General features: G+C 57.8%; 15 protein-coding genes. 10 read left to right on the top strand and 5 right to left on the bottom strand.

Features of this window, described 5'->3' with window-relative positions:
- Window positions 1–27: 27 nt before the first annotated feature.
- Entirely contained in the window at window positions 28–735 is a 708-nt protein-coding gene (locus IEV54_RS10650; protein ID WP_150277015.1) for an arginyltransferase, read from the top strand.
- A 174-nt stretch (window positions 736–909) separates the two neighbouring features.
- On the top strand, window positions 910–1,128 hold the full coding sequence (infA, locus tag IEV54_RS10645; protein ID WP_036989719.1) for a translation initiation factor IF-1: 219 nt from the start codon (window positions 910–912) through the stop codon (window positions 1,126–1,128).
- A gap of 201 nt (window positions 1,129–1,329) precedes the next feature.
- Here the strand turns inward: infA and IEV54_RS10640 are convergent, their stop codons facing one another.
- Complete coding sequence (locus tag IEV54_RS10640; protein ID WP_150277016.1) at window positions 1,330–2,538, bottom strand: acyl-CoA dehydrogenase; 1,209 nt, start codon at window positions 2,536–2,538, stop codon at window positions 1,330–1,332.
- Between the two features lie 188 nt (window positions 2,539–2,726).
- Between IEV54_RS10640 and IEV54_RS10635 the strand changes: the two genes are divergently transcribed.
- From IEV54_RS10635 to IEV54_RS10605, 7 genes are all read left to right on the top strand, one after another.
- Window positions 2,727–3,671: a LysR family transcriptional regulator gene (locus IEV54_RS10635; protein ID WP_150277017.1), complete on the top strand. Its 945-nt coding sequence runs from the start codon at window positions 2,727–2,729 to the stop codon at window positions 3,669–3,671.
- Window positions 3,672–3,792: 121 nt separating this feature from the next.
- Window positions 3,793–4,194 (top strand): MerR family transcriptional regulator, encoded by a 402-nt coding sequence (locus tag IEV54_RS10630; protein WP_150277018.1) that lies wholly within the window; start codon window positions 3,793–3,795, stop codon window positions 4,192–4,194.
- A gap of 30 nt (window positions 4,195–4,224) precedes the next feature.
- Window positions 4,225–5,388, top strand: coding sequence for an isovaleryl-CoA dehydrogenase (locus IEV54_RS10625; RefSeq protein WP_150277019.1), 1,164 nt, complete (start codon window positions 4,225–4,227; stop codon window positions 5,386–5,388).
- 123 nt (window positions 5,389–5,511) lie between these two features.
- Window positions 5,512–7,119, top strand: a complete 1,608-nt coding sequence (locus tag IEV54_RS10620) for a carboxyl transferase domain-containing protein (RefSeq protein WP_150277020.1) — start codon at window positions 5,512–5,514, stop codon at window positions 7,117–7,119.
- 167 nt (window positions 7,120–7,286) lie between these two features.
- On the top strand, window positions 7,287–8,081 hold the full coding sequence (locus IEV54_RS10615; RefSeq protein ID WP_150277021.1) for a gamma-carboxygeranoyl-CoA hydratase: 795 nt from the start codon (window positions 7,287–7,289) through the stop codon (window positions 8,079–8,081).
- Window position 8,082: 1 nt separating this feature from the next.
- Entirely contained in the window at window positions 8,083–10,062 is a 1,980-nt protein-coding gene (locus IEV54_RS10610; RefSeq protein WP_150277022.1) for an acetyl/propionyl/methylcrotonyl-CoA carboxylase subunit alpha, read from the top strand.
- The gene (locus tag IEV54_RS10605) at window positions 10,059–10,961 is read left to right on the top strand and encodes a hydroxymethylglutaryl-CoA lyase (RefSeq protein ID WP_150277023.1); all 903 of its coding nucleotides are present in this window, start codon (window positions 10,059–10,061) and stop codon (window positions 10,959–10,961) included. Before IEV54_RS10610 ends, IEV54_RS10605 begins: the two co-directional genes overlap by 4 nt.
- Window positions 10,962–11,044: 83 nt before the next feature.
- On the opposite strand, the gene IEV54_RS10600 is transcribed toward IEV54_RS10605, so the two are convergent.
- The 3 genes from IEV54_RS10600 to IEV54_RS10590 form a co-directional block, all read right to left on the bottom strand.
- A complete protein-coding gene (locus tag IEV54_RS10600; protein ID WP_150277024.1) occupies window positions 11,045–12,505 on the bottom strand; it encodes an aminotransferase-like domain-containing protein in 1,461 nt (486 codons plus the stop codon).
- Window positions 12,506–12,642: 137 nt separating this feature from the next.
- A complete protein-coding gene (locus tag IEV54_RS10595; RefSeq protein WP_223825394.1) occupies window positions 12,643–13,506 on the bottom strand; it encodes a substrate-binding periplasmic protein in 864 nt (287 codons plus the stop codon).
- A 72-nt stretch (window positions 13,507–13,578) separates the two neighbouring features.
- Window positions 13,579–14,199 (bottom strand): MiaE family protein, encoded by a 621-nt coding sequence (locus IEV54_RS10590; RefSeq protein ID WP_150277025.1) that lies wholly within the window; start codon window positions 14,197–14,199, stop codon window positions 13,579–13,581.
- A 166-nt stretch (window positions 14,200–14,365) separates the two neighbouring features.
- Between IEV54_RS10590 and IEV54_RS10585 the strand changes: the two genes are divergently transcribed.
- Window positions 14,366–15,226, top strand: a complete 861-nt coding sequence (locus IEV54_RS10585) for a universal stress protein (protein ID WP_150277026.1) — start codon at window positions 14,366–14,368, stop codon at window positions 15,224–15,226.
- Between the two features lie 127 nt (window positions 15,227–15,353).
- Here IEV54_RS10585 and IEV54_RS10580 read toward each other — a convergent pair whose 3' ends face one another.
- A complete protein-coding gene (locus IEV54_RS10580; RefSeq protein ID WP_150277027.1) occupies window positions 15,354–15,809 on the bottom strand; it encodes a DUF1289 domain-containing protein in 456 nt (151 codons plus the stop codon).
- Window positions 15,810–15,834 lie beyond the last annotated feature (25 nt).

Here is a 15,834-nt window from a genome sequence, read left to right as displayed (position 1 = left end):
ATCGAACATACTGTCGAGCAACCGTCCATGACCAACCTCGCTCATCTGAAATTTTACGCCACGCATCCCCATGCCTGCAGCTATCTGGAAAATGAGCGCGCAACCACCCTTTTTCTCGATCCGCAAACACCCATTGACGTAGAAACCTACAGCCATCTTTCGGAGCTGGGGTTCCGGCGTAGCGGTGATCATCTTTACCGCCCCCACTGCCAGGCATGCAGTGCCTGCATCGCATCGCGCATACCGGCCGCAGACTTTTCACCAAGTCGCCAGCAAAAACGCATCATCAAACGTAATGCCGACCTGCAGGTAACAGCTCATCCGCCCAGGGTGACTGACGAGATATATCAGTTGTACGCTCGTTATATCGAATCGCGCCATGCAGATGGGGATATGTATCCACCGACCCGCGAACAGTTCGGCTCCTTTCTCGTCCGGGACTGGCCCTTCAGCCTCTTCTACGAATTTCGCCTTGATGGGCAACTGCTGGCCGTGGCAGTTACTGACCATATGCACAATGGACTTTCAGCGGTTTACACTTTTTTTGATCCGCAGTACCCACGTCGTAGTCTTGGGCGGTTTGCCATCCTCTGGCAGGTCGCGGAAGCCCGGCGCACCGGACTGCAAGGCGTTTATCTGGGCTACTGGATAAAAAACTGCCGCAAGATGAGCTACAAGACCGAGTACCGGCCGCTGGAAATGCTAGTCAATCAACGCTGGATGCGTGTGAATTAAATGCCTCCCCAAGCTACTGATCACCAGCAAAAGCGGTGATGAATCGCCCAGCTGGCTAAATAAAGCCGATCAAACTTGGTTGTTGGGCGATTTTCAGGCACAATTGCTCACCTTTTTTGCGGGCGCTGCATTGGTGTCCCGCTGATATTCCGTAATTTGAGAGGCCTTTGCTTAATGGCGAAAGAAGACAGTATTGAAATGGAAGGCACCATTGTAGACACACTGCCGAACACCATGTTCCGCGTTGAACTGGAAAACGGTCACGTCGTTACTGCCCACATTTCAGGCAAGATGCGCAAGAACTACATCCGCATCCTGACCGGTGACAAGGTACGCGTCGAACTGACGCCCTACGACCTGACCAAGGGTCGCATTACCTACCGCGCTCGTTAATCCGGGGCGCTGCTCCCGGCAGTTCCGGCCAAACCGGCCAACGCCAACGCCAGATCTGATATGCGCACCCGTTAAAGCGGGTGGGCGTTCGCTTGCGCGCATTCCTTGTTTATCCACATTGTTTGTCCACATCAGAACGCAGCCACAAAAAAACCGCTCACAAGGAGCGGTTTTTTGTTTCCGGCCGGAGCCAGGTGAAGCTTAGCGCTTCATGTACTGACCCAACTCGATCTTGCCAATCGCGGCGCGGTGTACTTCGTCCGGACCGTCGGCCAAACGCAGCGTGCGCTGCATGGCATACATGTGTGCCAGCGGAGTATCTTCCGACACACCTGCACCACCGTGCATCTGGATAGCACGGTCAATCACGCGTAGCGCAACGTTCGGTGCGACTACCTTGATCTGGGCAATTTCGCTCTTGGCGATCTTGTTGCCCACGGTATCCATCATGTAAGCGGCGTTCAGAGTCAACAGGCGAGCCTGGTTGATCTCGATGCGCGACTCGGCGATCAGGTCGATGTTGCCACCCAACTGAGCCAGACGCTTGCCGAATGCCTCACGCTCTACTGAACGCTTGCACATCAGTTCCAGTGCGCGTTCGGCGGCACCGATGGAGCGCATGCAGTGGTGAATACGACCTGGCCCGAGGCGACCCTGAGCGATTTCAAAACCACGACCTTCACCCAGCAACACGTTTTCGTAGGGAACGCGAACGTTGTCCAGGGTAACTTCAGCATGGCCGTGTGGCGCATCGTCATAGCCGAATACCGGCAGCGGACGAATCACTTTCACGCCGGGGGTGTCCATGGGCACCAGAATCATCGAGTGCTGCTGGTGACGAGGCGCATCGGGATTGGTCAGACCCATGAAGATCATGATCTTGCAGCGTGGATCGCAAGCGCCTGAAGTCCACCACTTGCGACCGTTGATAACCCACTCATCGCCTTCGCGGCGGGCATTGGCCTGCATATTAGTGGCGTCAGATGAAGCAACGCCAGGCTCGGTCATGCCAAAGCAGGAACGGATTTCGCCAGCCAGCAGCGGCTTGACCCAACGCTCCTTCTGCTCTTCGTTGCCGTAGCGCACGATGGTTTCCATGTTGCCGGTGTCAGGCGCGCTGCAGTTGAATGCCTCGGAAGCCAGACCAGAACGGCCCATCAGTTCAGCCAGTGGTGCGTATTCAAGGTTGGTCAAGCCAGCGCCCAGTTCGGACTCGGGCAGGAACAGGTTCCACAGGCCAGCAGCGCGAGCCTTGACTTTAAGCTCTTCAACGATGGCGGTAGGCTGCCAGCGATCGCCTTCGTTCACTTGCTCGTGGAAGATATGCTCGGCCGGGAATACATGTTCCTGCATGAATGCATCAACGCGTTCGCGCAAGTCTTTAACCTTGGGGGAGTATCCGAAATCCATAGTTGCGTGCCTTTTTCAGTGACAATGTGTAAGCGACACCAACGATGCTAGATGAGGCGAATCGATTTATCTAACCTATTTTCCGCGTGTATTAACATTCATAAGCAATATATACTTCGCTTATGATGCCTCGGTGATGTCTCGTCTTGAGTCACGCCGTCCCACGCCCTATGAAGGATGATGTTGCGATGAACCTCAGTAAAGTCGACTTGAACCTGTTCATTGTGTTCGACGCCATATATACCGAAGCCAACCTGACCCGCGCCGGTCAGATAGTGGGTATTACCCAGCCCGCAGTGAGTAACGCCCTCGCCCGCCTGCGTGAAACTTTCAACGATCCGTTATTCGTACGCACTGCCCAGGGCATGGTGCCCACACCCATGGCGCAGAACATCATTACGCCGGTCCGTCATGCGTTGCAACTGCTGCGGGTCTCTGTGCAGGAGAGTCGCAGCTTCAATCCTGACGAAGCCACCAAGACCTATCGCATTAGCATGACCGATCTGTCCGAGGCGGTGATTCTACCGAACCTGGCTTCCCGGATCCGTCGCCTGGCCGTCAATATCAATATTGACAGCTTTCTCACCAAGCGCCGCGAAACCACCAAGGAACTGGCGGCCGGCCGTCTTGATTTCGCCATCGATGCGCCGTTGAATACCGATACCCAGGTCCGTCACGTCAAATTGTTCGAGGACCGCTATGTCTGTGTGATGCGCAAGGATCATCCCCTGGCGACCAAGAACAAGATCACTCTGGATGACTATCTGGCCCAGTCGCACATCCATATCTCCAGCCGTCGCAACGGTCTGGGCCATGTGGACCTGGCCCTGGGCAAGATCGGCATCCAGCGTCGCGTGGTGCTGCGCTCGCAGCATTACCAGATGGCGCCTCTGGTACTCGACTCCACCGATATGGTGATGACCGTGCACGAGCGTTTTGCCCGCCGGCACAACCTGCATTACGTCGAGCTGCCCATCGATGACGTACCCCCCATCGAGACGCACCTGTTCTGGCACGAGAGTACCGACCAGGATCCGGCCAACCGCTGGATGCGTGAACAGATCATCGAGCTGTCCCAACAGCTCGAACGAAAGATGAACAAGGAGCGCGACGCAGCTCTTGCAGCGTCCTGATTTCTGTTTCAGCCCCGGCGCTTCATGTGCCGGGGTCTTCCCCTAGCCCACCTTAACCTCCCATTGACAGGCTGCGTCAACAGCTTTACGTTAACGTAAAGGTCAAATTGAAGGTTTCCCCATGCAGCCCCTCACCTATTCTATTTCCGACCTCGCCCGCGAACTGGACATCACCACCCGCGCAATCCGTTTCTATGAAGAACAAGGGTTGCTGAGCCCGGAACGTCGTGGTCAGGAGCGCGTTTATTCCGCCCGTGACAAGGTCAGCTTGAAGCTTATTCTGCGCGGCAAACGCATCGGTTTTTCCCTGGCGGAATGCCGTGAGTTGATAAGCCTGTATGACCCCATGGGCGACAACCAGAAACAGCTCAATACCATGCTTGGCAAAATCGCCGAGCGTCGGGCGCAGCTCGAGCAACAGATGCTCGACATCCAACAAATGCAGATCGAGCTGGATACCGCTGAGGAACGCTGTCATGCAGCACTGACCCGAACACTGTCCGGACGCCCGATCAGCGCCTGATCATCTACTACAAAAATAAAAGGTGATTTCATGCATTACACCTCCCTGAACTTCGCCCTGGGCGAAACCATCGACATGCTGCGCGAGCAGGTACGCGCCTTCTGCAGTGCGGAACTCGCCCCGCGCGCAGCCAGCATCGACAGCGACAACCAGTTCCCCAATGAAATGTGGCGCCGCTTTGGCGATCTCGGCTTGCTCGGTGTCACGGTGCCTGAAGAGGATGGAGGCGCCGGCCTGGGCTACCTGGCCCACGTGGTGGCCATCGAAGAAATTAGCCGCGCCTCGGCGTCTGTGGGACTGTCCTATGGCGCGCACTCGAACCTGTGCGTCAACCAGATCAACCGCAACGGCAGTGCCGAGCAGAAAGCCCGGTATCTGCCCAAACTGATCAGTGGCGAGCATATCGGCGCGCTGGCCATGAGTGAACCGAACGCCGGCTCCGATGTGGTCAGCATGAAATTGCGCGCCGACAAGCGCGGTGACCACTACGTGCTGAACGGCACCAAGATGTGGATCACCAACGGCCCCGACGCCCATGTCTACGTGATCTACGCCAAGACCGAGCCGGAAAAAGGCCCCCACGGCATTACCGCGTTTCTGGTCGAGCGTGACTGGCAAGGCTTTTCCCGAGGCCCGAAGCTGGACAAGCTGGGCATGCGCGGCTCCAACACCTGTGAATTGATATTCGACAACGTAGAAGTACCAGCTGAAAACATCCTGGGCGGCCTGAACCTGGGCGTTAAGGTCCTGATGAGCGGCCTGGATTACGAGCGCGTAGTGCTGGCAGGCGGCCCGGTGGGCATCATGCAGGCGTGTCTGGATGAGGTCGTACCCTATATTCATGACCGCAAGCAGTTTGGCCAGAGCATCGGCGAATTCCAGTTGATCCAGGGCAAGGTCGCCGACATGTACACGCAGCTCAATGCCAGTCGTGCCTACCTGTATGCCGTGGCGCAAGCCTGTGACCGTGGCGAGGCTACCCGCAAGGACGCCGCCGGCGTAATCCTCTACACCGCTGAACGCGCCACCCAGATGGCCCTGGACGTCATCCAGATTCTCGGTGGTAACGGCTATATCAACGATTACCCCGCCGGTCGCTTGCTGCGCGACGCCAAGCTCTACGAAATCGGCGCGGGTACCAGCGAAATCCGACGCATGCTGATTGGGCGGGAGTTGTTTAATGAGACACGCTGAAACCAGCTTCAAGCCTCAAGCTGCAAGCGGCAAGCAGTCAGTGTGGAAGCTTATTGATAGGGCCACGACGGGCAGCTTGCGGCTTGTAGCTTGTAGCTTGTCGCTGCGCATGGGGTCAGGGCAATGAGCGTGCTCAATACCCAGATACACCCCGGCTCCCCCGATTTCGCGGCCAACACCAACGCCATGCGCCACCTGGTCGATGAGCTGCAACAACTCCTGACACAAATCAGCCAGGGCGGCGGGCCCAAGGCGCAGGAGCGGCATCTGTCGCGGGGCAAGCTGTTGCCACGGCAGCGCATCGATGCCCTGCTTGATCCGGGCTCGGCGTTTCTCGAGATTGGCCAGCTTGCCGCCCACGAGGTTTATGGCGAAGACGTTCCGGCGGCAGGATTGATTGCGGGTATTGGCCGGGTGGAGGGAGTGGAATGCCTGATCGTGGCCAACGACGCGACGGTCAAAGGCGGCTCCTACTATCCGCTCACGGTAAAAAAGCACCTGCGCGCCCAGACCATTGCCGAACAGAATCGCCTGCCTTGTATTTACCTGGTCGACTCCGGCGGCGCCAACCTGCCCCGTCAGGATGAAGTCTTTCCTGACCGCGAGCACTTCGGCCGCATTTTCTATAACCAGGCCAATATGAGCGCCAAGGGCATTCCGCAAATCGCGGTGGTGATGGGCTCCTGCACGGCCGGTGGCGCCTATGTGCCGGCGATGGCGGATGAAGCCATCATGGTGCGCGAGCAGGCGACGATTTTTCTCGCCGGTCCGCCGCTGGTCAAGGCTGCCACTGGCGAAGTCGTCAGCGCCGAGGATCTGGGCGGGGCCGACGTGCACTGCAAGACCTCAGGCGTGGCTGATCATTACGCCGAGGATGACGAACACGCACTGGCCATTGCGCGGCGCTGCATTGCCAACCTGAACTGGCGCAAGGCGGGTGAGCTGCAATGCAAACCGGCACTACCGCCCCGCTACCCCGCTACAGATCTGTACGGCATCGTGCCGGCTGACGCAAAACAGCCCTATGACGTGCGGGAAGTCATTGCCCGGCTGGTGGACGATTCGGTATTCGACGAGTTCAAGGCGCTGTACGGTAGCTCATTGGTGTGTGGTTTCGCTCATCTGCACGGCTATCCCGTTGCTATAGTCGCCAATAACGGCGTGCTATTCAGCGAGTCAGCGCAAAAGGGTGCACACTTTATCGAGCTGGCCTGCCAGCGTGGTATCCCGCTGGTCTTCCTGCAGAACATCACCGGCTTTATGGTCGGCCAGAAATATGAAGCCGGCGGCATTGCCAAACACGGTGCCAAGCTGGTCACCGCAGTTGCCTGCGCACGGGTACCCAAATTTACCGTGATCATTGGCGGCAGCTTCGGTGCCGGCAACTACGGCATGTGCGGCCGCGCCTACGAGCCTCGTCTGCTGTGGATGTGGCCCAATGCGCGCATCTCGGTGATGGGTGGTGAGCAGGCCGCCGGTGTGCTGGTGCAGGTCAAGCACGAGCAAGCCCAACGCAGCGGCGACACCTTCAGCCCCGAACAGGAGCAGGCGCTACGCCAACCGATACTCGACCAGTACGAACACCAGGGCCACCCCTACTATTCCAGCGCACGGCTCTGGGACGACGGCGTCATCGACCCGTCCCAGACCCGCGATGTGCTGGGGCTGGCTATATCAGCCGCGTTGAATGCACCGATTGAACAGACACGGTTTGGGGTATTTAGGATGTAGGGCGCGCCTTCGGCGCGAGCTTCAAGCTTCAAGCGGCTCGCACGAACGTGTTGATTGCGAGCTAAACGCAGGGAATCAGCAGGCCTAGCCAAACGACTATACATTTGCACGCCCTGCTTGCCGCTTGAAGCTTGCGGCTTGCGGCTTACGAGAAAACAGAGACCGAAATGCCCGACTTCAAAACACTACAGCTCGAATTCTCCCCGAACGACGTGGCCACACTGTGGCTCAATCGGCCGGAGAAGAAAAATGCTTTCAACGCCGAGATGATCCGCGAGCTGTTGCTGGCATTCGATGAAATCGAAGCCCGGCCCGGGTTGCGTTTTCTTCTGCTGCGTGGCCGTGGCAAGCATTTTTCCGCCGGTGCCGATCTGGCCTGGATGCAGGAAAGCGCGAAGCTCGATTACAACGCCAACCTCAATGATTCCCGCGAACTGGCACAGGTGATGGCCAGCCTGTTCCAGCTCAAGCTACCCACTCTCGCTATCGTTCAGGGCGCGGCCTTCGGCGGCGCGCTGGGGCTGATCAGTTGCTGCGACATGGCCATTGGCGCCGAGGACAGTCTGTTCAGCCTTTCCGAGGTGCGCATCGGCATTCTGCCGGCGGTGATCAGCCCTTACGTGGTCAAGGCGATCGGTGAGCGTGCGACCCGCCGCTACGCACTGACCGCCGAGCGTTTTGATGGGAAGCAGGCGCAACATCTCGGCTTGCTTGCAGCCACTTATTCCGCTCAAGAGCTGGACCAGGCGGTGAACGATTGGACTACCAACCTGCTGCAAAACGGCCCCGCCGCGATGCGTGCGACCAAGGCGCTGCTGCAGGAGGTCAAACATGGTGAACTGTCGCCGGCCCTGCGCCGTTATACCGAGGCAGCCATCGCCCGCGTACGGGTAAGCCCTGAGGGCCAGGAAGGTCTGACCGCGTTTCTCGATAAACGCAAACCGTCCTGGCAGGAGTACTGAAATGGGTAAGCCGCGTGAGATTTCAACTTCCCCCATCACCTGCCTGCTGGTAGCCAACCGCGGCGAAATCGCCTGCCGGATCATGCGTACTGCAAAAGCCATGGGCATCCGGACCGTGGCGGTGTATAGCGATATCGACCGCCATGCGCGGCACGTGCTTGAAGCCGACATGGCAATCAACCTTGGCGGTGCCAAGCCGGCGGACAGTTATCTGCGTAGCGATCTGGTGCTGGCTGCCGCCCGGCAGAGCGGCGCCCAAGCGATTCATCCCGGCTACGGTTTTCTTTCAGAAAATGCCGAATTTGCCCGGGCCTGCGCCGTTGAGGGCCTGATCTTTATTGGTCCGCCGGCCAGTGCAATTGATGCCATGGGTAGCAAATCCGCCGCCAAGGCATTGATGGAGACCGCTGGCGTCCCCCTGGTACCGGGTTATCACGGTGCCGATCAGGACCTGGCTACCTTCCGCACCGCCGCCGAACGCATCGGCTACCCGGTTCTGCTCAAGGCCGTAGCCGGCGGTGGCGGTAAGGGTATGAAGGTAGTCGAGGGTGAGACCGATCTAGCCGAAGCTCTGGAATCCGCCCAACGGGAGGCGAAATCCGCCTTTGGCGATAGCCGCATGCTGGTCGAGCGGTATCTGGGCAAGCCGCGGCATATCGAGATCCAGGTATTTGCCGATCAGCAAGGCAACTGCATCCATCTGAACGAACGTGACTGCTCGATCCAGCGCCGGCACCAGAAAGTGATAGAAGAAGCCCCCGCCCCCGGCCTGTCAGCAACACTTCGTCAGGCAATGGGTGAGGCGGCTGTGCAGGCCGCGAAGGCAATCGATTACGTGGGGGCCGGCACGGTCGAATTTCTGCTCGATGAGCAGGAACGCTTCTACTTCATGGAGATGAATACCCGGCTGCAGGTCGAGCACCCGGTTACCGAAGCCATCACCGGCCAGGACCTGGTGGCCTGGCAATTGCGCATTGCCCAGGGCCTGCCATTGCCAATGCAGCAGCACGAGGTTCCGTTACAGGGGCATGCGATAGAGGCCCGCCTTTATGCGGAAGATCCGCTGAATGATTTCCTGCCAGCCAGTGGTACCCTTGAGCTATATCGCGAATCCCAGCCGGGTGTGGGTAGACGGCTGGATGGGGGTATCTGCGAGGGCGACGAAGTATCACCCTTTTACGATCCAATGCTGGCCAAGGTCATCGCCTGGGGCGAAACACGCGAAGCTGCGCGGCTTAAACTGTTGGCTATGCTCCGTGAAACCGCCATTGCCGGCGTACAGACCAATCTGACGTTCCTTGGTCGCATCATCGATCACCCTGCCTTTGCCAACGCAGAACTGGATACCGGATTCATCCCCCGCCATGCCGAACAGCTACTACCGGAAAAGACAGAGCTAAGCGGGGATTTCTGGCAACTGGCTGGCGCCGCCTGGCTACTTTGCCTACCTCAGATAAAGCGCACGGACGACCCCCAATCGCCCTGGAGCACTTTACCCAGCGGATGGCGCAGCGGGCTCCCCACCACCAGCCGGCTGCACCTGCAATGCGGTAACGATGAGCGTCAGCTGAATAACGTCAACATAAGCGGCAGCAGCTTTGATCCGGCCAGTGGCCAACTGACCGTTATCCATGACGGTGTTTTGCAGCGCCATGCAGTCGTTGTTCGCGGCCAGGCGCTATTTCTGCAATGGCAGAACGAGTGGCTCAAAATCGAACAGGTTGATCCCATCAGCCGCGTCGATCAGGCCCAGCAACATGCGGGTGGCTTGCAGGCACCCATGAATGGCAGCATTGTGCGTTTGCTGGTCACTACCGGTGACCAGGTGGAGGCCGGAGCGGCACTGCTGGTGGTCGAAGCAATGAAAATGGAACACAGCATCCGCGCTCCCCATGCCGGCACCGTCACCGCGATATTTTGTAGCGAGGGAGAGCTGGTTAACGAAGGCGCTTTGTTGGTCGAACTGGAGGCAACCCCATGAATATGCCGCAATCCGTGCGTCTGGTCGATGTCGGGCCGCGGGACGGTCTGCAGAATGAGTCGCAGGCGATCGCCGTGACTGACAAGGTGCGCTTGGTAGACGATCTGAGCGCCGCAGGTATACGTCATATCGAAGTCGGTAGCTTCGTATCGCCAAAGTGGGTGCCACAGATGGCCGGATCGGCCGAGGTATTCGCGGCGATCAAACAGCATTCCGGCGTCAGTTATTCCGCCCTGACGCCGAACATGAAAGGTCTGGAGGCCGCCCTGGAAGCCGGTGTGCGCGAAGTGGCAGTATTTGCCGCAGCGTCCGAGGCGTTCTCCCAGCGCAATATCAATTGCTCGATTGCTGAAAGCATCGAGCGTTTCGCACCCGTGCTGGAAGCCGCGCAAAAGGCGGATGTAAAGGTACGCGGCTATATCTCCTGCGTGCTCGGCTGTCCCTACCAGGGTGAAGTACCGGCTGACCAGGTCGCCAGTGTTGCCCGCGAACTCCACGCCATGGGCTGCTACGAGGTATCCCTGGGCGACACCATCGGCACCGGCACACCTGGTGTAACCCGAGCCCTGATCGAAGCAGTAGCCAAGCACGTACCACGCGAGCAACTGGCTGGGCATTTTCACGATACCTACGGCCAGGCGTTGGCCAACATCTATGCCAGCTTGCTGGAGGGGGTGAGCGTATTCGACAGTTCAGTTGCCGGACTGGGCGGCTGCCCCTATGCCAAGGGTGCCACCGGCAATGTGGCGACCGAAGATGTGCTGTACATGCTGAACGGCATGGGAATCGAGACCGGTATCGATCTCGATCTGCTGGTGAACGCCGGTGCGCGCATCAACTTGGTGCTGGGCAGAGAAAATGGCTCAAGGGTCGCGCGGGCCATTCTGGCGGCGCGATAGTCCGGATCGGGCCCTATTTTCGCGCCGGGGCCAGTGGGGCCGGCGGCCCCGCCGGGAAGGGTCCGAAAACCACCAATCCCTACTTAAGCCACCTCCTCATCAACCGCCTCTACCACCTTGTTTTTACTCAATAACCCCTTAGCCAGAACACCTAGCGTCATCACCGCCGCCTCGGTTTCCCGATTCCACGGCACACCACAGTTCAATCGCAAACAGTGGTTGAACTGTTCCGAATGACTGAACACCGCACCGGGCGCAATACTGATGTTGTGCTCCAAAGCCTGCTCGAACAGTCTTTGTGCGTCTATATCGCCAGGCAGGCTGATCCATAAAATGAATCCGCCTGCAGGTCGGGTGATCTGCGTACCCTCGGGGAAATATTGCTGCACGGCCAGCTGAAAGCTGCTCAGATTTTTACGGTACTCCTGTCGCAAATAGCGCAGATGCCGATCGTAACCGCCATTTTCCAGATACGCCGCCACCGACATCTGACTCACACTGCAGGCTGACAGCGTGGTAAAGGTCTGGAGCTTTTCGATGGCGCTCTGATGCCGCCCGGCGATGACCCAGCCCGTTCGAACGCCCGGTGAAATGGTCTTGGAAAAACTCGAGCAGTACATCACGGTGTCCGAACAATCAAAGGCCTTTAGCGCCTTGGAACGTCCGGGCTCGAACATCAGCTCCCCGTAGATGTCGTCTTCAATGATCGGCAAGCAACGCTTGGCCATCATGGCCACCAGCTTCCGCTGCCGGTCCTCGGGCATGGTTGCACCCATGGGATTGCCCGCACGTGCGGTGAGAACAAGCGCCTTGATTGGCCATTTGTCCGCCGCTTTTTCCAGGGATTCAAGGCTCAGGCCGCTATCGGGGTCGGTCGGTATTTCTATCACCTTCAGCCCCAACAGATCGCAAAGCTGCACCAGTCCGTAATAGCTCGGAGCCTCCGTAGCAATCAGATCGCCGGGATTGGTAACCGAGCGCAGGCACAACTGAATAGCTTCAACGCATCCATTGGTTATCACGATCTGGGACGGATCGACAACCGCGCCGGCATCACGCATGCGAATAGCAATCTGTCTACGCAGTGGCTCGTAGCCGGGGCTGAAAATGTAGCTGTAGGCTTTTTGGCTGTGAAACCGCGTGACCTTGCTCATCTGTTGGTGGAGAGCCCGCAGCGGCAGATACTGGCTCGAAGGCACGGCGGCCCCCAGTGGAATAACACCCTCCCGGCGGGACTGATGCAAAATCTCGCTGATAATGCCGCTACGAGTCACCGCATAGGGCTGTTCGACCCGTGCGATAGGTGGTGTCGGCGCAGTCAGCGCGGGCGTATTGTGGACGAAATAGCCAGACTGGGGCCTGGCCCTTATCAGGCCCTGATCTTCCAGCGTGGCATAGGCGTGCAACACGGTGGCGTGGCTGACCCCCTTCTGGGTGCTCAATTTCCGCACCGAGGGAACTCGCTCACCGGGTTTGTAGAACCCTTTGCGTATGTCATCGGCCAGTTGTCGGGCGATCTGTTGGTATAAAAGGCTGCTCATCACTGTTCTCCTGCATGCCTTTTTACCTTAATGGAGCGGTAATCTGGTCAGCACCATACAGTTGCGGGGAAAAATACCCCAACAGCATACCAGCGACAGCAACTGTGCGGGAGCAGTGCAACGGGAAACGAACTGTTCCGTTATTCGTTGACTATCGGACCAGGCACTGCGCCTGACGTAACCAGCTGCTGCGCCCAGATCTCGCGGTATTTTTCCAGCAACTGTTGGGGTACACCGGAACGGGAGAGGTCAAACATGGCCTGTGCCAGGGCTGCCCGAAGATCGGAAGAATTGCATGCCGAATTATGCGACAGGGTCAGGTACAGTTGCTCAGTCATGAGGGAGCCGTCGAGCACATCCAACTTGTCTGCAATGCCCATCTGCTGAGCGATAGCCAGGCCCTGATAACGCTCGTAAATCACGTAATCGGCCCTTCCACGCAGCAGTTTCTGGAAGGATTGCTCCACCGAAGGTACTGATTCGATCTGCAGATTATCCGCTGCGAAGCGGTCAAATTGGTTGCCGAAGCTGTTGTTGAGCACGGTGCTGCCGGTCTTGCCACGCAAGTCTTCCCAGCCACTGTATGGAAAGATTCCGTCGGAACGCACAAAGATGACACTGGGCACGTCCGCATAGGCGGGATGGATGTAATCCATATAGCCCAGACGCTGGCGGGTAAGAAACGCACCGGCGAGCATATCCACACGACCGCTTCGCGCTTCTTCCTGGGCACGTGACCAGGGCCCGACATTCAGCATGTCCAGCTTGACATCGCTCTGTGCAAGAGCCTGCTCAAGAAGCTCGGCCCCGGCGCCGATCAGCCGGCTATCGTCTTCAGGATCGACCCAGAGAATGGGTGGGTACTGGGGGTTGCCGGTTGCCACTATCCGCTCGCAAAGCGGAACCGCAGCAAAGGATAACGACGGTATCAGGACACTCGCGAGCAAAACAAACAGCTTTGCGGCTCTGGGTAACATAGGGTTTCCGGTCATTGGCTGTTGCATTGAAACTCCTTGAAAATGTCCAGACCTGAATGCTGCATTCACCCCCATTATAGACGGGTCATGACCGGCTTTTCAGGCGAGTTTGGCTGAACCATCAACTGTACCGCTGTGAAAGCGAAACTCCGAATCATCTTCGATCATAGCCTGGCCTTCTATCACAGCGAATTCGGCTATGCGGTCCTCGATCGGTGCATCGGCATATTGCCGCGCAAGAGTAAGGTAATCGCGATAATGCCGGGCTTCGGATTTGAGCAATGAGCGGTAGAAATCGCCCAGTTCCTCATCCAGATGCGGAGCCAGACAGGCAAACCGCTCACAGGAACGGGCCTCGATAAAGGCGCCGATAATCAGGGTATCCACCAGACGTCCAGGCTCGGTCGTGCGCACGTGCTGGCGCAGACGTTGGGCATAATGGCTGGCAGAAAGACCCCGATAAGCGATTCCACGACGCTGCATGATTGCGGTCACTTGCTCGAAGTGTCGAAGCTCTTCACGGGCGAGACGTGACATCTTCTGTAGTAGCTCGGGCTTGTCAACATACCGGAACATCAGATTCAGCGCCGTTGAAGCTGCCTTTTTCTCGCAATTGGCATGATCAATCAAAAGCTCGGCGGGATGGGCCAGCGCTTGTTCCACCCACATTCCGGATGTTCGCGAGGGAAGGAAATCGATAAGTTCTTGTGGCAGGGTCATGGAGGTCACGATAGGGAGTTAATGTAGCGTAATCAGCGCATTATCCACGACTCGCGAGATCCTTGCACTCAGCAGGTTTGATCCAAATCAACAGCGTTCAGGAAAAAACAGGCTACATTGGTGGTAGAAATAAAACTGGTTAAATCAAAAAACAGGGAGAAAGGCCATGCAAGCAATCAAGCGGATCCTGGTTGTGATCGATCCGACACAAACCGAACAGCTGGCGTTGATGCGCGCCAAACTGATCGCGGGGGTCATTGAGTCGGATTTGCACCTGCTCGTATGCGAGAACCGCAACAGCCACCAGCCTATGCTGGACAAGCTTTGTGCCGAGCTCAAGGCAGAAGGTTTCAAGGCACAAGCGACTCAGGCGTGGCACAACAATTTGACCGACACCGTCGTGCACGTGGCAGCCTCCGAAGGTTGCGGCCTGGTCGTCAAACAGCACCTGCCTGACAGCCCCTTGAAAAAGGCTCTTCTCACGCCGGACGACTGGAAGCTACTGCGTTACTGCCCTGCTCCGATCCTGCTGGTAAAAACCACAGCTTCCTGGATGAAAGGTAGCGTCCTGGCAGCCGTAGACGTCGGCAATCATGACGACCAGCACCATGTACTGCATGACACCATCGTTAGCCACGCCGCGGATATCGTCGACATGATCAACGGCAGCCTGCATCTGGTCAGCGCTCACCCGGCGCCAATGATGTCCGCCTCGGATCCGGTGTATCAGCTGCGCGAAAACATTGCAGCACGTTACCGCGACGAGTCAGAGCGCTACATCAGCGGTCATCAGCTGGATGATGGTCATGTGCATATCGACGAAGGTCCGGCTGACACATTGATTCCGAAAGTAGCCAAGCAGATCGGTGCCAGCGTTACCGTCATCGGTACTGTAGGCCGCAAGGGCATTGCCGGCGCACTGATCGGCAATACAGCCGAGGTCATTCTTGATCAGTTGGAAAGCGACATCCTGGTCCTCAAGCCCGAAGACACCATGGCGCACCTGGAAGACCTGCTGGAGAAATAAAGGCAGCGGCAAGCTTCAAGCTTCAAGCGGCAAGTTAAAAGCAGGGGGCGGAGCAGGAAGCTGGAAGTTTTGGCTCTGGCTTTGGCTTGTAGCCTGTCGCTTGCAGCTTGGGCTTACGGCTTGCTGCTCAGCCGGAGGTGTTTCCGGCCGCATACCTTTGATAATAAGCTTCCGACAGGCTGAAATAGTCCCTGTCGATCTCCTCGCGTAGCTGCTTCAGTGTGAGATCCGTATAGCCCTGTCGTGCCCGCATGCCACATTCTTCAAGTGCTGGAGCATCAGCGCGGCTCAACAGACGCCAGGCCTGGTACGCCATGGGCTGGCTCTCGTTGAAAAGCATCTGCTTGGCTGCCATCGCTTCACGTAGTTGCAATGCAGATACGACTTCTATCCGCGCCAATACTATCTGCCCGAGCAACTGTTCCAAGCGGCTCCAGACCGCAGCTTTCTGCACAGGCTGGTAGCGATTCCAGTCGATAATCTCGTGGCTGAAGCGTTTGCAGCCGCGGCACACCAGATCGCCATAGACTGTCGAACACAAGCCTACGCAGGGTGTTTTGCTGGTGTAAGAGGTTTCTGTCATGGCCGGCTCCGCGTTGGCGGCCTAT

Origin of the sequence: Halopseudomonas salina (assembly GCF_014637955.1) — a bacterium.
Lineage (GTDB): Bacteria > Pseudomonadota > Gammaproteobacteria > Pseudomonadales > Pseudomonadaceae > Halopseudomonas > Halopseudomonas salina.
Note: the sequence above shows the minus strand (reverse complement) of the source record. Positions and strands in the feature narration are given on the sequence as shown.